This is a genomic window from Candidatus Lokiarchaeum ossiferum, from assembly GCA_025839675.1.
GTDB classification, from domain to species: domain Archaea; phylum Asgardarchaeota; class Lokiarchaeia; order Sigyniarchaeales; family Promethearchaeaceae; genus Lokiarchaeum; species Lokiarchaeum ossiferum.
In genome coordinates this window covers 1-19,260 of sequence record CP104013.1, presented here as the reverse complement: position 1 = coordinate 19,260, position 19,260 = coordinate 1, and the positions used below count along the sequence as shown (strand labels likewise).

The 19,260-nt window shown below is 36.5% G+C and carries 15 protein-coding genes, 2 rRNA genes and 1 pseudogene; 7 read left to right on the top strand and 11 right to left on the bottom strand.

The features are described 5' to 3' along the window. Positions 1-2 precede the first annotated feature (2 nt). Positions 3-332: a hypothetical protein gene (locus NEF87_RS00090; protein WP_457918103.1), complete on the bottom strand. Its 330-nt coding sequence runs from the start codon at positions 330-332 to the stop codon at positions 3-5. A gap of 97 nt (positions 333-429) precedes the next feature. Between NEF87_RS00090 and NEF87_RS00085 the strand changes: the two genes are divergently transcribed. Beyond that, complete coding sequence (locus tag NEF87_RS00085) at positions 430-1,179, top strand: hypothetical protein (protein WP_457918102.1); 750 nt, start codon at positions 430-432, stop codon at positions 1,177-1,179. Between the two features lie 43 nt (positions 1,180-1,222). Here NEF87_RS00085 and NEF87_RS00080 read toward each other — a convergent pair whose 3' ends face one another. Next, complete coding sequence (locus tag NEF87_RS00080) at positions 1,223-1,738, bottom strand: deoxycytidylate deaminase (RefSeq protein WP_457918101.1); 516 nt, start codon at positions 1,736-1,738, stop codon at positions 1,223-1,225. Between the two features lie 134 nt (positions 1,739-1,872). Here NEF87_RS00080 and NEF87_RS00075 point away from each other — a divergent pair, with 134 nt between their 5' ends. The 3 genes from NEF87_RS00075 (at position 1,873) to NEF87_RS00065 (ending at position 4,507) form a co-directional block, all read left to right on the top strand. After that, positions 1,873-2,571, top strand: coding sequence for a hypothetical protein (locus NEF87_RS00075; protein ID WP_457918100.1), 699 nt, complete (start codon positions 1,873-1,875; stop codon positions 2,569-2,571). 25 nt (positions 2,572-2,596) lie between these two features. Next, positions 2,597-3,343: a hypothetical protein gene (locus NEF87_RS00070; protein WP_457918099.1), complete on the top strand. Its 747-nt coding sequence runs from the start codon at positions 2,597-2,599 to the stop codon at positions 3,341-3,343. 222 nt (positions 3,344-3,565) lie between these two features. Beyond that, complete coding sequence (locus NEF87_RS00065) at positions 3,566-4,507, top strand: hypothetical protein (RefSeq protein WP_457918098.1); 942 nt, start codon at positions 3,566-3,568, stop codon at positions 4,505-4,507. Here NEF87_RS00065 and NEF87_RS00060 read toward each other — a convergent pair. Together NEF87_RS00060 and NEF87_RS00055 are read right to left on the bottom strand one after the other, a co-directional pair. Next, positions 4,504-5,385 carry a DODA-type extradiol aromatic ring-opening family dioxygenase gene (locus tag NEF87_RS00060; RefSeq protein WP_457918097.1) on the bottom strand — a complete coding sequence of 294 codons (882 nt, stop codon included), beginning with the start codon at positions 5,383-5,385 and terminating at the stop codon, positions 4,504-4,506. The genes NEF87_RS00065 and NEF87_RS00060 overlap by 4 nt on opposite strands. Before the next feature lie 30 nt (positions 5,386-5,415). Continuing rightward, complete coding sequence (locus NEF87_RS00055) at positions 5,416-6,327, bottom strand: DUF1295 domain-containing protein (protein WP_457918096.1); 912 nt, start codon at positions 6,325-6,327, stop codon at positions 5,416-5,418. Between the two features lie 199 nt (positions 6,328-6,526). Between NEF87_RS00055 and NEF87_RS00050 the strand changes: the two genes are divergently transcribed. Beyond that, entirely contained in the window at positions 6,527-7,333 is an 807-nt protein-coding gene (locus NEF87_RS00050) for a hypothetical protein (RefSeq protein ID WP_457918095.1), read from the top strand. A gap of 9 nt (positions 7,334-7,342) precedes the next feature. Here NEF87_RS00050 and NEF87_RS00045 read toward each other — a convergent pair whose 3' ends face one another. From NEF87_RS00045 to NEF87_RS00030, 4 genes are all read right to left on the bottom strand, one after another. Further along, positions 7,343-8,551: a MalY/PatB family protein gene (locus NEF87_RS00045; protein WP_457918094.1), complete on the bottom strand. Its 1,209-nt coding sequence runs from the start codon at positions 8,549-8,551 to the stop codon at positions 7,343-7,345. 280 nt (positions 8,552-8,831) lie between these two features. Then, complete coding sequence (locus tag NEF87_RS00040; protein WP_457918093.1) at positions 8,832-9,698, bottom strand: hypothetical protein; 867 nt, start codon at positions 9,696-9,698, stop codon at positions 8,832-8,834. A 166-nt stretch (positions 9,699-9,864) separates the two neighbouring features. Then, positions 9,865-10,107, bottom strand: coding sequence for a hypothetical protein (locus NEF87_RS00035; protein ID WP_457918092.1), 243 nt, complete (start codon positions 10,105-10,107; stop codon positions 9,865-9,867). 218 nt (positions 10,108-10,325) lie between these two features. Then, complete coding sequence (locus NEF87_RS00030) at positions 10,326-10,760, bottom strand: hypothetical protein (RefSeq protein WP_371804317.1); 435 nt, start codon at positions 10,758-10,760, stop codon at positions 10,326-10,328. A 311-nt stretch (positions 10,761-11,071) separates the two neighbouring features. Here NEF87_RS00030 and selD point away from each other — a divergent pair. After that, positions 11,072-12,028, top strand: a pseudogene (selD, locus tag NEF87_RS00025) (selenide, water dikinase SelD); the annotation flags it as partial. A gap of 76 nt (positions 12,029-12,104) precedes the next feature. Here selD and NEF87_RS00020 read toward each other — a convergent pair. The 3 genes from NEF87_RS00020 to NEF87_RS00010 form a co-directional block, all read right to left on the bottom strand. Then, positions 12,105-13,304, bottom strand: a complete 1,200-nt coding sequence (locus NEF87_RS00020; protein WP_457918091.1) for a M28 family peptidase — start codon at positions 13,302-13,304, stop codon at positions 12,105-12,107. 124 nt (positions 13,305-13,428) lie between these two features. Further along, positions 13,429-14,923 (bottom strand): 16S ribosomal RNA (locus tag NEF87_RS00015). Positions 14,924-15,511: 588 nt separating this feature from the next. Beyond that, a 23S ribosomal RNA gene (locus NEF87_RS00010) occupies positions 15,512-18,696 on the bottom strand. 303 nt (positions 18,697-18,999) lie between these two features. Here NEF87_RS00010 and NEF87_RS00005 point away from each other — a divergent pair. After that, positions 19,000-19,215, top strand: coding sequence for a hypothetical protein (locus tag NEF87_RS00005; RefSeq protein ID WP_371804315.1), 216 nt, complete (start codon positions 19,000-19,002; stop codon positions 19,213-19,215). The last annotated feature ends 45 nt before the right edge of the window (positions 19,216-19,260 follow it).

Genomic DNA, 19,260 nt, shown 5'->3' with positions numbered 1-19,260 from the left:
TTTCAATCCACTTGTTCTTCTTTAGGTTTTAAATAATCTTTATTGCGGGTTTCATAATCTGTTTCTTCTGCCAAAATATTCATCATAGATCTGACGAGTAGACGTTTATTCATAACGCCTCCTGCAAATCTCTTCTTTACATCTTCTATTTTATCAACATTATTTAAATCTCGGTCAGATTCCTTTTTAGATGTTGAAATTTGATTCATAGCATTATGATACTTTGATTTATTTTTTTGTTTGATTTCCTCTAAGGTGGGAATTCGTTTTATTGTATGGATTTTTTTTTCCTGCAATATGTCCAAATTCTTCTTTTTATTAACATTACTCATATGAAAATACAAATTAGATACCCTATAAAATGTTAATATGATCCAAAGATACAATAATATATCTCCTTTTTATACTTGGATTTATTGATATTTATTGATGGTCCAAAACTCGAGTTCAAATGCAGATAAGGACATTCATTCTGATTTTCCTGTTAAACAACGTAGGACCAATCAAGAACGGATTGAGGATATATTTAAATTTATTGAAAAACAAAATGGAGTATTTCCTAAAAGTCAATTAAAAGAAGTAGGATTAAGTCCTTCCGCTGCAGAAAAATGGCTTAATATTATTGAATTTATCCAAGCCCAACCCAAGATCCGCCTTATAAAAACTAAGAATACCACATTGGTTGAAAAAATCGAAGGAAAATATCAAGTTTATATGCGAAAACTCATGACAGACGAATCAATACCTCCAGAACAACGCATTGAGGCGAGTAATAATTATCTTCGCTCGCTATATAGTCGAGAACGTTCAGGAATTGGAAAACAACCTCATAATCCTGAAAAAATTCGATTTGATATTTCCAGTGAGGAATATTTTGCTAAAATTCGGGAGGTCGCCGAAGTTCTATCCCAAATTAACCCTCTATTTAAAAATATTGTTCACGACCTTGAGATAATTGATAAGATCACCGATGAAGATCAAAAGAGTTTCGAATTCTCGAAAATCATGAAATCTAATATACTAAATTCCGATTTTAAAGCAGCAGTAAAACAAATCTTGAAAAAGGAATCTGTCGATCGACGAATCAAGCAAATTGAAAAATTTGATCCTGAGTATAGACATAAATTTAAGTTAGCAATGAAATTTTTTGATGCTCAATTTGATATTTGGAACAAATAGAAATCATCCGTAGAACTTCTCTTTTAGACAAATTGTTGAGAGGCTATTGATCTAAAATATTTGTATCCCATTGGTTTCGAACATCAATTTCTTCAATTTTTCCATCTTGTTTTAGATGAACTACCCGTTTTATATGAGCATTGGAGATGATCCCCCGACACATATTACAAACAAAATTGTGTCCATACAAATAGAGAGTTGCATCAGCAGTAGAGTGTCCATTTTTTGCTGCTAAAGCAATTGCATTGGATTCAGCGTGAGATCCTGAAGCACGGCAACTTTCGAGTTGAGTTCCACTTATAATTTCATTATCATTTCGATAACATTTACCAAGTTCGAGACAGCTTTTTTGAAGATTAGGAGCACCATTATAACCGGTTGAAATAGTATCCTTATCCTTTACAATAACCGCTCCAACTTTAGTTCTAAGACATGAACTTCGACGTGAAACCATAAACGCCATTAATAAAAAGTATTCATCCCATGAAGGACGCTCGTTAGTATTGAGAGGGATCTTTTGACACCAATTAAAGAGAGAAGGGGGAAATTGAGTATTCATTTTATTACTTCCGATCCTTATTATTTCAACAAAGTTATAAATCATTTGCAAAATGTAATTAAAATAACTTCAAAACTTTAAAATTAATATTCTACTTTGATTATGAGATTAAATGGCAGAAAAGAGAAATTAATATGAAATTGATGACCCGATGGAAAATATTTTGGATGAGTATAACAATTTGTACAATATTATTAGTGTATGCTCTGAATAAAGGGTTCATTCTCTCCAAAAACAACTATATATGGCCAGCAATAATATTTTTCATTGGAGAATACATCAGTTTAGGGCTAGCCCACAAGTTTGCATCCTATAATCATCAAATTACTAAAAATCCCATCAGTTTTTTAGGTCAACTTAATGCAAAAGGTAAATCCAATGTCAAATCTGCAGTTTTATTCATAGGTTTTTCAATTTCTTATGGTGGAATTGTATTCTTGCTCGCGAATTTAATATCGACAATGTACCCAAATAATGTTTATTTAATCATTATTTCCTACGTCCTTCTGGGAGTTGTGGTTGCAGTAATTATGATGACATTAATCCCAATTGACGTTTCACGCATTTTACATTTATTTGCAACAGCATTTTGGTTAGGATTATATTTAGGTGCAAATATCGCTATTGTAAACTTTTTGTTTTATATTCAACAATTTAACATAACAATTCCCTCATATTATCTAGTTGCATGCGGTTTTCATATCATTTCTGCGATAATATATCTAATCGCATATTTTACCCATTACCGTGCATCCTTATTTCAAAAAATTTGGATATTTGCAAGCAATATAAGTCTCCTATTCACTATAGATCTTTTCGCAAGATTGTTATAGCATCTTACGTTCATGAACATATCCTATGTGGAATAGAAATAAGTGGTCAAGGTTTTCCATTGCAATAACTCTAATGGGACTAATTTTAATCGTTCTGTTTGATATTTTTCTTGATATTCCCCAAAAATTGATAAAACCTATATCTATCATTAGTGGAAGCTTTTGCTTGTTTTTTTTGTTTATAGCAAGTAAAACCACAATCTATGATCACCGATTTTCAAAACACCCTTCAAGTTTTATCGCCCAAACGCAAGTAAATGATAAAAAAAATACCACAGCTTTAGTAATATTCACGGGATTTCCGATATTTCTCACATTTCAATCGTTTATTGTAGGATATTTATTTTCTAATTATTTTTCACATTTGAAATACACGAAACTCTTGGCCAGTTTTCTTTATGGGGCTGTGTTATGTGTTATTTGGATGGGGTCAGTTCAAATTGATATATCGAGGATAGGACACCTTGTAGGAGTATTAGGAATGTTTGCATTTTATTTGACAATGAATATTTGCACAGTTATCTTACTGATTAACTTGTCACAAGAGGGAGTACAATTTAATCCACTTTATTTCTGTTTTGCTGGATTTGAAATCCTATCGTCAATATTTTATATGATTTCATATTTATATGATCTTCAACATACTACTCCAATTTGGTTTCAACCTGGGTTATTGCAAAAATTTTGGATTATATCATTTGTGATTAGTTTGATGGCTTATGCTGATCTGTTCTCTCAATCGCATTTTTATCAACAAACTTTTTTCGAGTAAATTTAAACAAAAATGGAAAAATTACCATTTTTTTTGGAAATTTCCTAATGAAAATTTCTCTAATTCTTGTTACAATCTTGTGAATAAACTAAGTTTTTATGATGAAAAACTTCTTTGTAACTTAAATTTCGGGAGTTCCAGAATTTAATAAAATCAACAAAACAATCGGAGATAAAGGTTTAATTTACAAATTGACCGAACAAAACAATAGATAGGATGACTATGAGCGAACAACAAAAAAATACTCTTATTACAAGAAATCAAATTGATCAGTTTACACCAACTTTAATCTATTGTTTGCTCTCATTATTTATAATTCTTGTATTATGGATACAAATTGATAACACGCTAGCACTTTTCTCAAACACAGTAATATATGTTATGATCTTTATCGAATTCCTTTCAATTGGCATTGGGGTTTCTATCTTGTTTTCCTATCTCTATCGAGAAAAAAAAGGAAATAACGATTATATTGAAAATATGTTTAATCTACGAACCTTTGAACTTAGAGGGGTAAATACAAATCTCTTTTATGCGCAATTTCAAAATTATATCCTTAAAGAAGATAAGGATTATTTCTCATTGGAAAAATCGATTCAAAAAAAAAAAATTCTCTATATGTTATTGGGATCTTGTTTAATTGGGATAATCATCGTTTCTCTGAATTCGGTGCTACTTAATTCATTCAAAATATTTGAATTTGTGAAATTCATTGGATTTTTATTCTTATCGGGAGCATTAATCTCTAGGATGATTCAGGAACTTAGAAGCTTAGAAAAAAGGAAAATGGTTCATTTAAAAATTGATGCAATAACCTTTAATTCGTTACCTACTACAAAAAAAAGAAAACTGTATGCTAATCCAAAAAATAAAGAACAAAAGCAGATTTATGAATTCTTAGAGTTAGCAAATTTATTGCAGAAATATCATCAAAATTACGGATCAAAATTTAAAAAAAGCACCATTTACTGCATATTAACTTTCATTTTAGGAACTTTCCTGACATTTTATTCGAAATCAGATCCAATTCTTAAAAATTTGGGACTAGGAATCTTGTTGTTTGATGTGATTATATTTGGAATAAAAATAGCCCAATATAATACAAGTAAAAATTTAGTAGAACTCACTAAACTCGTTTTAAATTCAACTGTATTTGTCTTTTAATCTTTGTGTTTATTTGGTTCAAATATCCCTAAAGCCATTCCAAAATAAGTTGGGACTGCGTAATTTACCAATTGACCTTCCCACGAACAACCATTCTGCCGAAAATAAGTATCAAAAATACCATCTAAAATTGTAAGAGTTGATATTCCACATGAAGCAGCACTGATATTCAGATTTTGAGCTTGTTTTAAGAATGATTTTTCAGAAGGGTGGGCGATCCAATTGTTTATTAAATTATCAAATATTTTCCCATCAGGGTGATACCCAAAAATACTTTCATTTTGATGTTTGTGAGATAAATCTCCACTAATAATTAGAGAAACACGTTCAGGACAATTTTGACAGAATTCACCTATTTTTACACCCATTTCAAAAAGTTTAGGTTTGAAATTGGCAAAATCATATCTACTTTGCGGAAGAGTAATTATAACGCCGGGAACCTTTAAAAGAAATTCTTGAAGAAAATACAAAGGGACTATTTCCCCCCAAGCGATAGGTGAATAGAAATTTTTCGATCCAAAGACAAGTGAATCAACTTTGATTCCATTCTTTTTTAGATATTTAAACAAATCATCAGAAAAATCTGGATCTAAAGCAATATTCAATTGTTCTTTAATTAATACCCCATCAACATTAGAATCATTTAATTCCGGCAAATAACCCCGTGCATTGGCATTCATTAAAATGCAAAAAGATTCTTCTAAAGCAATTCCATGAGGAGAAATAAGAATAACTCTATCCGGTGATTTTTTTTTGATGTGTTTATTAATTGTGGTAAAATCCTTAGTTAGAGCTTCAAATTTTGAGAACCTTTTCTTATCCAACCCAGGAATGAGCTGCATGCCATGAGGTAATAAATAAGCAGAGACTAAGGGCATGTATATATTCAAAAAAATATTAATAAAAAATTATTTGTTTTTGGGAAACCAAGGGATAAGCATCGATGTTTGAGTAATATAATCAAGGTATGCTGGTTTGTTTGAGAGCTGTCTCTTTTCCATCATTGGAATACTAATAAAGATGAAAAGAAGTGTGATTAATGCCGGTCCAATGATTAACCACCAGAATTGAAGGTCTACTGCTAAAGCAATAAAAAACAATCCCCACCAAAATGAAATTTCTCCAAAATAGTTTGGATGTCTGGAATATTTCCAGAGATGGAGATTCATAATATCACCTTTTTTCTTTGTTTTCTGGAAAATTTTTAGTTGTTCATCAGCGAAGAATTCGATTAACGTAGCCCCGATGCAAAATATAATTCCCAAAACATCCAAAAAACCAAAATTATTTTGGGTTGTCCCAAAAAACACAGGATATATGGATATACAACCAACGTAAACCAATATAGTTGGCATTAATTGGATACCCATTAAATTGGTAAACCAAAATAGTTTTGGATTTTTCTCCCTGAAATTTACATATCGCCAATCTTCATGTTGTAATCCCTGCCATCCCCTAATCCAATTAATGGTTAAGCGAAAACTCCAAAGAGTGATGACAATGATTGTCAAAACTTGACGGATCAGAAGCGATCGAATCGGGGATAAGATCACCCAAATTATAGCGATAATAAATGGCTGTACGCTCCAATATGGATCATACAAACTTGCATTCTTGTATATCATACTAAATCCGTAGACAATTAGAGTAGCAACAACATTTGCTATAAAAGTCGAGAGAAGAATATGTAAGTCATCTAATAAAATACCAACAAATATTCCCCCACACAGACCGAATAAATATGCAATCCCACAAATCAGAAAACTTTGGGTCCTTTTGGGAGATTCTTGAGTTTTTGATAAAATTTTTTGTTCAATCAAATTTATAACAACCTGGTAAGAAATACCACGAATAAATATTAACTAAGTAATATTCCATGGGGAATTACTTAAAAGTTCTCATCTATAGGTTGTAATTATATGTAGAATTGCTAAAACTCAATATTCAACATATAGTCGTAATAAAATCAAGAGTTATGGTTTAAAAAAATCAATTATCCTGACCAATTGGATGCAGAAAATGGAGAAAATAAAAAGAGAGATTCAAAATCTCTATCAAATATTGAGGAAACACTATGGATCGCAAGGTTGGTGGCCTTTACTCAGACTTTCAAGAAACAATATAAATCCTACACTAAGAGGGAGCTACTCAGGTTATCATCCAAACGACTATAATATACCAGATCAACCAAAAGAAGTTTTGGAAATTATGTTGGGGGCAATTTTAACCCAGAATACTTCTTGGGTTAACGCAGAAAAAGCTCTTTTCAATTTAGAATCAAACAAAATGATTTCTTTTGAAAGTTTGCACAAGCTCTCTGAAGAGAAATTAGCTTTATTAATTAAATCTTCGGGTTATTATAATCAAAAAGCCAAAAAAATCCATTATTTAATGTCTTTTCTTGCGAAAAATCCCATTTCTACCATAAGTCAATTAGATATCATTGAATTACGTTCTAAATTACTTTCTGTAAAGGGAATTGGTCCTGAAACAGCGGATTCAATAATCCTATACGCTTTCAAAAAACCAATTTTTGTGATTGACGCCTACACTAAACGTTTGTTTGGAAGATTGGATATAATACAACAGAGTGAATCCTACGATCATTTCCAAATGATATTCCATGCGTCTCTTCGAAATGAAACGCCAGTTTTCAATGAATATCATGCACTAATTGTCCAACACTGCGCTCATATATGCACAGCAAAGCCTAAATGTGATTTATGTTTTATAAATGAGAAATGTGCAAAGAACATCAAACTAAAACCCAAGAAAAAGACTAGAAATAAGAAATCAATAAAAAAAAAAGTTGGTAAACAAGTATAAATCTAAAATTTAACTAATGTATGGTTTAAATGCATGGATAATGTTATCTAAAGCCTTTTTTAGAATAGATTTGGGACAAGCAATGTTAACACGCTGGAATCCTGCTCCAACGTCCCCAAACATCGCACCATCATCAAGCCCAATTTTAGCTTCTTCTTCCATTATTCGTTTTAATTCTTTAGCATCTAATCTTAAATTTCTAAAATCTACCCATACTAAATATGTTCCTTGTAATTCAATAGCGGACACTCCCGGAAGATTTTTTTCCAGATATTGTTTTAGAAATTTAAAATTTTCCGCCAAATATAAAATTAAATCATCAAGCCATGCTTCTGCACCATTGTATGCCGCTTCGAGAGAAACCGCACCAAATAATGTACCTCCCATTAATCCTAAATTATTCAAGTGATTACGAAATTCGGCGAGCATTCGTTTATTTGGAATTATTACATTTGACTGTTTCAATCCAGCAAGATTGAAAGTTTTACTCCCTGCATTGCATGTTATTGAATTCATGGCAAACTTTTCTGAAATAGAGGCAAAACAAACATGTTTAAATTTTGGCATAATTAAATCACAATGGATTTCGTCCGATAGTATTAAAACACCATTCTCAATACAAATATTGCCAAAACGGGTAAGTTCTTCTTTTGTCCAGACCCTTCCGACAGGATTATGGGGGTTACATAAAATGACAATTTTGACGCGGGAATCCTTCAATTTTGATTCTAAATCTTCAAAATTCATTCTATATTGCCCTTCTTCCAAAAGAAGAGAGTTTTCTACAAGTTGTCGGCCGTTATTTAAAATTGCTTCTGAAAAGGGATAATAAACTGGAGTTTGAATAACGATTTTATCACCAGGTTTTGAAAATCTTTGAATAATGAAATTAATTGCGGGTACAATCCCGGGGGTAGTACACACCCAATCCCGTTCAATTTCCCAATCATGTCGCCGGTTATACCAGGATTTTAGTGCCTCAAAATAGGAAAGTCCTGTAAAGGTATAACCATAGATTTGATGTTGAGCACGTTCAATCATTGCTTTTTTTACAACCGAAGGAGATTCAAAATCCATATCTGCGACCCATAACGGCAGTATATCTTGATTTTTCTCTCCAAATTGAAATTTAAGAAAAATGGGATCCCATTTTATTGAATTGGTTTGCATTCTATCAATTATTTGATCAAAATTCCAATCTTTTTTATCTAACATCATTATTTCCTTCAAAATTAATCAATTTCTATTGAATGTAAAAATTTATTTGAAATTTTTCTTTTTCTGAGAATGATAAAGATTTTCATACCTAAGATAAAAAAAATTTCTATATTTGAATATAAATAGTAAGTTTGAGGTGTTTCGAGAAATACTTACGGAATATAGTAAGACTGCTATTAATGCCTTAATATATAATTTTTGAAATATTTTGATTTGTTACAGATTTTTGAGAATTCGTAATAAAAATATAGAAAAAACACACTAAGTGAAATAAATATGATTATTCTGTTTTATTAACATCTCGAAAAGCAAGATATACATAAATTCCAGAAAGCATCCAAATGAAGTGCCCTAAATATAAAAATATTATTGTATAACTCGCAATATCTGGAATCCAGGAAATTAACCATTTAACTAGCGAACCAGTTAAACCCCAATAAAATAACCCAATGGTAAATATAATAATACTCCAACCCAAAAATTTGGCTCTCTTTTTATATTCAACTTCCATTGGCTTGTTACGCAGAGCAACCAATTGTCGGAACATCAATATGGTGGATGTAGTATAAAGAATCAATATGACAATCAATCCTATCCCCCAATCTGAAGACACATGGATGGTAGAATCGGGATTTACAATGATTGCAATCTGATCTAAATATACAACCACAATCAAAATAATAAAACCAAAGATTTTTGCTAAATGTCCCCAAGTTAAAGATTTTCTATTTATTGTCAGAATTTCTTCATCGGACCCAAAAATCTTACGGGTTAAATTCACTCCAGTTTGGATTTTGACTGCCGCCGCACAATAAAACCAAGCATGACAAATTGCCCCAAAAATGGCGATATCTCTAAGAATATTCGCAATTGTTAATGAAGCATAACCTGTCAAATAACCTTGATATGGAGATTCTGACAATAAAGGTGTAGAAATCGAAAGTGGAGCAATGACAAAGATGATAGTGTCAAAAATCATGTAAAAGATCCAAGCTGAAATTCCAATAACGAAGTATTGATGAATTGGAGGTCTTTTTCTAAGATTTATACCCCTATATTTTCGATTTAAAGTGTATAACACTAAAATATAAGTAATTATTTCAAATATTTTAGCAGGAATTAAATAAATCTGTTCATTTTCAATCAAATTAAGTATTCTCCTTTTTACTACCGGATATATATATGTATATGTTGATTTATCATAAATAGGTATCCGATCAAAAATTTGAATAAAATATTCAATTGCGTAGTATTGGTAAGTATTTAAAATAAATTCAAAAAAATGAATAAAAAGTGAGATTTTATGGAATTTTTTAGTCAGAAACCAACCAATCGTAGTAATCTCCTTGGGAGCCTTTGGCAAAGGATTTAAATCGGTTTTTACGATCTTTTCGCTTTTTTGCAGATTTATTACTCACAATTAGAGCCATAATAAATAAGAAACCTATGGGAATAATTAAATACCAAATTTCAATTTGAAAAACCCAAGAAAAGATATAAATAGCAACTCCAACGAATAAAAAAAGTCCATTTTTTCTTTTTAAATTTGATTTCATGTTTTTTTGATCTCCTTTTCTTTCTTTAGAATATATTTAAGATAAAAAAAGAAATTGAATAGTCCCAGTCTTTTCTTTATTTCCAAGTAAATAATATAAATTCAACCTAATGAAAGAAAGCCAAAATGTCCATGATGATCCATATGGAAGTGAAATCTTCAAAACGCCCATAAATAGAGATAAAATAGAAAAAAGCAAAAATTTGAGCCAAGAAGAATTTATAACAACATGGGATAATTGTGAGCAGTCATTTGAGATTCAATTTCCAATCGTAGTGGATTTTCGGTTTCTAAATGAGTTGCAAAAGTTACGAATAAGGGGATTGCCTTTTTACGAAATTCATCAAAAGCAACAGCGCACTCTTCGACCGTTCCTTTCCATCCTTTCTCGAATTTAGCACGTTCCTCACATTTTTTCAAAAATACGTCTGTTTCATATTGTAAATGGAAAAGAATCTCACCACCTTGGACCAGAAAATCCTGCTCTCCATGCCAATCCGTAACCTCATCTTTAACAATGGTAGTTAATTCCGATACAGTCCGATATAACAACTTCCAACTCTCAAATTTGATTTTAGCAAAATTATCCCAATCTGAAATAATGCGCTCTACAAGCGGTTTAACATTTTTAGTTCCAATCATTTTATTAACCATAGCTAAAACTTCCAAAATTTGATAATTGTTTATATTTATCAATAATATCAACTGAATACAGCTATTAAAACCAAGCTAGTAATATTTAATCACGATTTAGATAACTTCTTGTTAATGTTTTCGTCAACTTAAAAAGAAGAAGATAATCTGTCTTAGATCGTTCATTCATTTTTTTCATAATTACTCCGTTTAAATAGTTATTCTTCTTATCTTTTCTAGAGGTGAATTGCATGAGTAGCTATAATGAGATAATAAAAAACTACAAACTCACTGAAAAGTGCTCAATGCATGGATGAAAATGTAAACTACCGGCGTCACGATTGACAACAATGTTAAAAAACACAGGATTACCCTCAGCGAAAGCCGAAGACTGTGCAATCCAAGAAATTAATCCATCTGAAGTTCTAATCTCCAATATTGACATCTTTACAGCAATTCATGATGATCCGTATATAATGGGGCAAATTGCAGCATGTAACGTAACCAATGATTTATTCGCGTTGAATGCTTTAAGCATCACGAATTACAGCAATTTCATGGGAATACCCTATGATATGCCAAGTATAATGGCGGAAAAAACAATTTGCGGGATTCGGGATTTTCTCAAACCCTTAGGAGCGGATGTGGATGGAGGTCATACAATTTATAATCCTTGGCCATTATTTGGGGGATCAGCATCATCAATTATGCAGAAGAAAGATCTTATTCGTAAACAAGGAGCAAAGGAAGGAGATGTCATTCTGCTAACCAAACCCTTGGGAGTTCAACCAATAATGGGTGCCTATCGAATATTGAATTCTGAACCAGAATTACTCGGAGATATGAATCTTGACTCTTTGCGTGATAGCATTGATATTGCTGTTAAGTGTATGACCACTTCAAATCAGCCAGTATGCGAGGTGATCCATGAAGGAAAGTTTTCCAACAGAATTCATGGAATGACCGATGTGACGGGATTTGGATTTACAGGGCATTTACGAGAAATTTTGTATGAATCGGGCTTGGGAGCGGAAGTACGGAAGTTTCCTGTGATAAAAGAAGCTTTAGAACTTGCGGAATTATTGAGTTATGAGCTAGTTGAAGGACTTTCACCCGAAATATCAGGAGGAATGTTAATGGTAGTCGATTCTTCCATTGCTTCGGATCTCAGCATAATGTTGCAAGAAGCAAAGATTCCGTGTTATAAGATGGGCATTATTTCCTCAAAATATGAAGATGTCACTTTTAATTCACAATGTGAACCAATCGTGGTTCCTAAATATGATTAAGAAAATTATTGCTAATGAGGAGAAACAATAAACCTTTGGTGTTTCTTTGAAGTCGGGGTGATCCGAATATGATTTTTTAATCAAAATTCTTTTTTAGCTTTTTTATTGTTCCCAAGGTTGCTTGAGTGAGTGTTTTCAAAATATCAAAATCAATTTTATCTATTGTATCGGCAGCAGAATGATAATAAGGATTTGGTACTTCGGTAAAATCAGTTATAAATATTGCGGGAATATTTCGTTTCCAAAAAGTTGTATGATCTGATCGCATCAAATCCGGCTGAGTTCTAGCAATTTCTTCTAATTTTTTTTTTGTTAAGGATTTGATTAACTCTAGATCTAAATGATAGTCTGTACAACAATTGCAATATTGATCCATTAAACATTTTGAACTTTGATTAGCGATTATCTGAATTTTCGGTAAGGATTTTATTTCAAGTGGTTTTTTGGGGGATTGAGATACATTATTTGAGAAATCCTTTATAGCACTATGAGGAGAATTGGAAAAGGAACGAAACCCGACAGCGTCAATGTTAAGCACGCCTTCTATGGGGTTATCTTTGGGTGTACGATTTAAAAACCATTTTTCACTTCCATACAAAGCAGAATTACCCCAAATGGTCATATGATCATAATTTTTATTCAAATCTAAATCAAATTCTATGAATGATCTTATTGAGGAAGAAATGTTAGAGGAAAATAAATTCAAGTATTGCTCTATTGATTGTTTTGCAGTTAAACCTTGTTGCCTGTTCTGCCAGATTTGTTTCTTATAATGAAGCATTTTTTTTGCATAACCATAAGTAGTCCAACGGAACTTTTCATCATATAGTCCGAGTTCGATTAATTTATTATTACGCGCCAGTACCCAAGAAGCATTAAATTCTTCTAACGTAAAAGCCACAAATCCAACATTCTGTATAGTAGATTGTTCTGATAAAATTCGGGCACATTCAAGCATAATGGCTACAGCTCCAGCATTGTCCATAGCGCCAGGAGAATTAAATACCGTGTCATAGTGCGATGTAATCAAAATTATAGGTTCAGATTCGTTTACAATCATACCTTGAATATTAGAAAAATCTTGTAAAAAGGGTTTTAAATGAAAACTTTGTTGAATTGTTTGTAGCCCAAAACTTTTCATGGTGTCATAAATATAATCTTGAGATTTTTTCAAGTGTTGTGAATGTTGAATTGGATGACGAATACCTTCGAGTCTTAAAACATGTTGATAGAGATTCTCAATATCCACTTTTTCCATTAATGAAGGAATTGACATATACGATTAAATTATATAATTGAAATAATAAAGTTGTTTTTATGAAAACCTGAATGAAATTAAGATAATCAAATTAATAAATAAAAAGAGAAAAGTGGGGTCGTTATGACCCCACTTAATGGTGTGGAGGTGATCCAGCCGCAGGTTCCCCTACGGCTACCTTGTTACGACTTCTCCCTCCTCACGCAGCACAATTTTAAATCGACCCTGAGGACCAACTTTCAACTATACTGCACTCGGATGGAGCGACGGGCGGTGTGTGCAAGGAGCAGAGACGTATTCACCGTGCGATGATGACACACGATTACTAGGGATTCCACGTTCATGTCGGCGGGTTACAGCCGACAATCCCAACTGAGATATGGTTTCGAGATTGGCTTCTCTTTTCAGAGTCGCAACCCATTGTCCATACCATTGCAGCCCGCGTGTGGCCCGGGGGATTAGGGGCATACTGACCTGCCGTGGCCCACTCCTTCCTCCACCTATATGATGGCAGTCTGCTTAGTGTTCCCAACAAACCCGTAGGCTCTTGGTGGTAACTAAGCATGTGGGTCTCGTTCGTTGCCTGACTTAACAGGATACCTCACGGCACGAACTGGCGACGGCCATGCACCTCCGCTCAGCTTGTCTGGTAAGGTCGTCAACCTGACCTTCATTCTGCTGTCGCCCCCGGTAAGTTTCCCGGCGTTGAGTCCAATTGAACCGCAGGCTTCACCCCTTGTGGTGCTCCCCCGCCAATTCCTTTAAGTTTCACTCTTGCGAGCGTACTTCCCAGGCGGCGCGCTTAACAGTTTCCCTACGGCACTGAAACGGCTCATAGCCCTTCCAACACCCAGCACGCATCGTTTACGGCCAGGACTACCGGGGTATCTAATCCCGTTCGCTCCCCTGGCTTTCGTCCCTCACCGTCAGGCGTGTTCCAGCTTGGCGCCTTCGCCACTGGTGGTCCCCCGAGGATTATCGCATTTCACCGCTACCCCCGGAGTACCCCAAGCCTTTCCCACCCTCTAGTAAGATAGTATTCCTAGCTGACTGATAGTTAAGCTACCAGATTTAACCAGGAACTGTTCAAACCGGCTACGGACACTTTAAGCCCAATAAAATTCCCGACCACTTGAAGAGCTGGTTTTACCGCGGCGGCTGGCACCAGCCTTGCCCTCTCCTTTCTCATAGGGTTATTTACACACCTATAACAGCCAAAAGTTGTTCTCTTAGCACTCCGGTAACCTTATCACACTGACGTGCATTGTAAAGGTTTCGCGCCTGCTGCGCCTCGTAAGGCCTGGATCATTGTCTCAGTATCCATCTCAGGGCTACCGCTCTCACGGCCCTTATCGATCATAGGCTTGGTGAGCCATTACCTCACCAACTACCATAATCGAAAGCGATCCTATCCTTCAGCGAACATCCCGCAATTGGGAATATCTTTTGATGGAAAACCCTTCCAGGCAGTTCCAACTATGGAGAATTAGCCTCAGTTTCCCGAGGTTATGCTCCACTGAAGGGTAAGTTGATCACTTGTTACTGAGCAGTCTCGCCATGGAACAAGCTGTTCCATTCGACTTGCATGGCTTAGTCTTACCCGGATAGCAGTCGGATCTGGCAGGATCAACCAGAGTTATTAATTCGTTCTCGATCCTTCCAAATGTTAAATTATCTCGCTATCGTTATAAACTTAAGTTTAAGAATTGGCAGGTTAACTCAGAGAGTTTACCTGCCCGTTGCTTCGTTGTAACTACATCGGTCCCCCTACTGTGTAAAAGGACTTCATATGTTTTCCCAAGTCGATGGAAAGGAGTGTTTCATATCAATGGCTATGCCGTGATCCACACTCACGCCGATAAAGACATGGGTTAGGTATAAGTGATGACTCACTTACAAACTATATAATCACACCAGCTATATAAAGATATGCAAAGGTAAAGATTAAATAGCATGCATCCGCACCTGATGATATCAAGTTTACAAAATTGGCAGATTAGCAGAATAGAATAAGAAGTTTACTGAAGGAAAAGTCTATTTTAAGTTTTGTCCCAAAACAGCCCAAGCGCTTTTCGAAGAAAGAGACACTTTTTCTTGGGAGGGGATAAATAAGGAGGAGAGAGTAAAATCAGTCCATGGCAAAGTCCTGTTGTACCATTGTATTAGCTCTGTATGAAATCCGGTTCCTTGGCTGATTCAAAGCCAGGGTCCATATGTTCCTTTTCCAGTCCAAACACTCGCTCTATTGAGATCGGCCGGCTACGCACGTCGCAAAAGCTTCGTGTTTACACCGCCTGACTCACCTACCCCGTCTTTTACGGGTGAGCTCGTCTTAATCATGCGGTTGCTGTCACCAGCCCCCGCCCATAATCCTTTGCCGGCAATACTACTCCACGCGGCAACGCAGAGGTTCTCTTACCGGCCAGTTAATTATTAAAATAGTTAAGAATGGGAATCTAGTTTCGAGGCATCCTTCATGCTTAGATGCTTTCAGCATTTATGATTTGCCGCGTAGCTGTGGGGCATGCTCTGTCGAACAACCCCTCACCAGAGGCGACCGCGCGTTGTTCCTCTCGTACTGGACGCACGCTGCTCTCAAATTCCCAACAACACCGTTAGATAGAATCCGACCTGTCTCACGACGGTCTAAACCCAGCTCACGTTCCCTTTTAATGGGCGTACAGCCCCACCCTTGGACATTGCTGCATGTCCAGGATAGGAAGAGCCGACATCGAGGAAGCAAGCCGCAGGGTCGATATGAACTCTTGCCTGCGACAACTCTGTTACCCCCAGGGTAATTTTTCTATCACCTTTACCACCTACTAAAAGATTGTAAAGGATCGTTAAGCCAGACTTTCGTCTCGGGACCCCTTGCTGTCGAGGGTCCCATCAGGCCAACTTTTGCCTTTCCACTCTTCAACGGATTTCTGTCCCGTTTGAGTTGACCTTAGGGTACCTTGGATATCTTTTCCAAGGTCTGGCGCCCCACCGAAACTGCCCACCTGCACGTGTCCTCGGAAGCGTCTTCCGAGTTAGACATGCCCCTTTACAAGGCTGGTGTTCCATTATTGCTCCATTGCACCCGAAAGCACAATATCTACGCTCCCAGCTACACTCTGCATGTAAAAGAGTATGTCAAGAACAAGCTGCAGTAAAACTCCATGGGGTCTTCTCTTCCCAACGGTGTGTGACGGACCGTTCGCCGTCCTGTAGGTTCACGGAGTAGAATGTTGGGACAGTTACCACCGCGTTGATCCGTTCATGCACGTCGTTACTTATACGACAAGGCATTTGGCTACCTTAAGAGAGTTATAGTTACTCCCGCCGTTTACAAGAGCTTATTCCCGTTGAACCGGGTATTGACTGACTTGCACTGGGCAGGATTCACTTTCTGTACACAACCTTTCGGTCTTGCAGAAAGCTATGTTTGTATTTAACAGTCGGGTGGTACTAGTTATTGCAACTTAGAATCCCTCGCCTAAGCAAAGATTCCAAGCAAGCGTTCTTCCGAAGGTTCCGCTCCATTTTGCCGATTTCCCTAACAATCTGTATTTCCACACGCCTTAGGCTTCTCACCTTAGGTACACCTGTGTCGGTTCTGGGTACGTCTTGAAAGTTCGTTACTGATTTGCTTTTCAGTGGGAATAAGAGTCGCCTCAGACCTCCCACAATAAGGTGGCTATTCATGCTTTAATCTGGTTCTCGCCGCAAAGGCACACCCCAGATGTATACATTTAAACAGGAACGACAGTCCTGCCTGAGCTATCTTCTTCCGTCACAAATCAGTCGTTCGTCACCGAATACCTACCTTCCAAGTACAGAAATATAAATCTGTTTCCCTTTCGCTCAAGACGGTTAAGAATGAGCTTAGGAACGACTAACTCTTGGCTAACGACGTATTGCCAAGAAACCCTTGACCTTTCGGCGGATACGATTTTCACGTATCTAAGCTGTTACTACTGCCAGGATCTGCACTGGAGAACGATTCATAGGACTTTACAGCCCTACTTTATCTCGAACCCCACGCCCCTCTACCGGATCATACACACTACTGCGTATGCCCCTCGGTATCGGTGGTAGACTTGAGCCCCGTCCATTTTCTGGGCCAATTTTCTTAGCAAATGAACTGTTACGTACTCATTATAGGGTGGCTGTTTCTGAGCCTACCTTTTTGCTGTCTTAGAAAATTGACGCCATTCGGTTTAACACTTAGTCTACACTTAGGGACCTTAACCGAGGTCTGAGTTGTTTCTCTCTCGCCACCCACGCTTACCGCGGGTAAGCCGTCTCCCATAGTCAACAAAGATTGCAGCTTCGGAGTTTAAGAGGCCGGCGAAGATTTTACTCTCCGTACCAAGCGAATTAGTGCTCTACACCACAATCATTCTCGTATGAGGCCTGCCTTTGAGCAGCTTCGAGGGGAACCAGCCATCCTCGGACTAGATTTGGCTTTTCCGCCTAGACCCAGTTCAACTCAACGAATTGCACGTCAGAACGATATCGGACCTCCATGCTCCTTTCGAAGCACTTCGCCCTGACCAGGCCTAGATCGTCCGACTTCGGGCATTACATCAGTGACTATAGGCGCTTTCACACCGCACCCCTGGACCTATCTCTTCAAAGTTGAATTCCACCGGCGCACCGGTAAAACCACAACTAAGTGTAATAATAGGCTTGCGGGTGTATTGGTTTCCCTGCGACTTCGGGGATGATCCCCTTAATCTCGCCACTAACATAAGCTCCCTGGCTAATGTTTCTAGAATAAAGAAGCAATCCTGATCCGCTCCACTCGTCTCCAAGTTCACACAAGGCGACTTCGAAGAGCATTATCTCTTTCAGACCGCTTCAGTCTTAACTGTATAGTTTCAGGCACTTTTCACAACCATTCCTGGGTGCTTTTCATCTTTCCCTCACGGTACTAATACGCTATCGGTCTTGGGTTATGTTTAGGTTTACCTGTTAGTATCAGGTACATTTGCACGGAAAAACTATCCCGCGCTACTCAGGATACTCGCCATAAGCCACTTGGAATACGTTTACGGGACTGTCACCCTCTACGGTCTAACATTCCAGAAAGGTTCAACTTCTCCAAGGAGGCTCGACACGAGTCCGTACTCCACATCTCCACACAGTTTCCCGTGCGGATTCGGTTTGACCTATTCCGTTTTCGCTCGCTGTTACTCACGGAATCGCTATTGCTTTCTTTTCCTGCGCTTATTATGATGCTTCGCTTCAGCACGTTCCCTCTCCCTGACGGGAGTATATTAACATTACTTAATATATGATGTCACATTGGGGCATCCCCGGATCAAAGGTTACTTGCACCTACCCGGGGCTTATCGCAGCTTGTCACGCCCTTCATCAGATACCAAGCCGAGACATCCACTATACAGCGTTGGCGTATGGACCTTAATCAGGAACGAACCCTGATTACTTATCTGAGACGAATTGTCTCGAACGGTCTTCATACTACTTCGTAGGTTATCAAAATCGTTGGGAGACTTTTGATAACCTGGAATTTTAATACAATAATTAATTGTTTTTGACTTAATATGCATTTCACGATCTAGTTACTTTGCATATATGTGTCGGTACAACATGTTATCCGAATTGAATGCTAATTGTAGTTCAAAAAGTAGAAGTGTACAAATTTAACACGAACATTGGATCACTTTAACCTGATCAGATGTTACAAAACGAATAAGACTTTGCCATGGGACCAATGTTCATGCGTAAACGCATGCTGAACGGAGATTCGCCCGGATATTCCGACTATTCCAATCAAACTGAGTGGTGTTCTGTAACAGAACCAATAATCAGACCGATGCCTCAACGTTCCCATATCAATACGAGATCGATGTTTTTGGCTTGTTGTCGGTCAAAACATCGTCGCACTTTTGATATGCTTTTGAGATTAGATCGAGTTTGATAACTAAATCTAAGATAATAAGAGGTCTCTAATATTTAAAGTTAA

What these genes read in the sequence shown, in the direction of transcription:
- NEF87_RS00045 (WP_457918094.1), bottom strand. Translation starts at nt 8,551, where the DNA reads ATGATGTTAGATAAAAAAGATTGGAATTTTGATCAAATAATTGATAGA.
- NEF87_RS00075 (WP_457918100.1), top strand. Translation starts at nt 1,873, where the DNA reads ATGAAATTGATGACCCGATGGAAAATATTTTGGATGAGTATAACAATT.
- NEF87_RS00080 (WP_457918101.1), bottom strand. Translation starts at nt 1,738, where the DNA reads ATGAATACTCAATTTCCCCCTTCTCTCTTTAATTGGTGTCAAAAGATC.
- NEF87_RS00085 (WP_457918102.1), top strand. Translation starts at nt 430, where the DNA reads ATGGTCCAAAACTCGAGTTCAAATGCAGATAAGGACATTCATTCTGAT.
- NEF87_RS00030 (WP_371804317.1), bottom strand. Translation starts at nt 10,760, where the DNA reads ATGGTTAATAAAATGATTGGAACTAAAAATGTTAAACCGCTTGTAGAG.
- NEF87_RS00020 (WP_457918091.1), bottom strand. Translation starts at nt 13,304, where the DNA reads ATGTCAATTCCTTCATTAATGGAAAAAGTGGATATTGAGAATCTCTAT.
- NEF87_RS00070 (WP_457918099.1), top strand. Translation starts at nt 2,597, where the DNA reads ATGTGGAATAGAAATAAGTGGTCAAGGTTTTCCATTGCAATAACTCTA.
- NEF87_RS00090 (WP_457918103.1), bottom strand. Translation starts at nt 332, where the DNA reads ATGAGTAATGTTAATAAAAAGAAGAATTTGGACATATTGCAGGAAAAA.
- NEF87_RS00065 (WP_457918098.1), top strand. Translation starts at nt 3,566, where the DNA reads ATGAGCGAACAACAAAAAAATACTCTTATTACAAGAAATCAAATTGAT.
- NEF87_RS00060 (WP_457918097.1), bottom strand. Translation starts at nt 5,385, where the DNA reads ATGCCCTTAGTCTCTGCTTATTTATTACCTCATGGCATGCAGCTCATT.
- NEF87_RS00050 (WP_457918095.1), top strand. Translation starts at nt 6,527, where the DNA reads ATGGAGAAAATAAAAAGAGAGATTCAAAATCTCTATCAAATATTGAGG.
- NEF87_RS00035 (WP_457918092.1), bottom strand. Translation starts at nt 10,107, where the DNA reads ATGAAATCAAATTTAAAAAGAAAAAATGGACTTTTTTTATTCGTTGGA.
- NEF87_RS00005 (WP_371804315.1), top strand. Translation starts at nt 19,000, where the DNA reads ATGGGACCAATGTTCATGCGTAAACGCATGCTGAACGGAGATTCGCCC.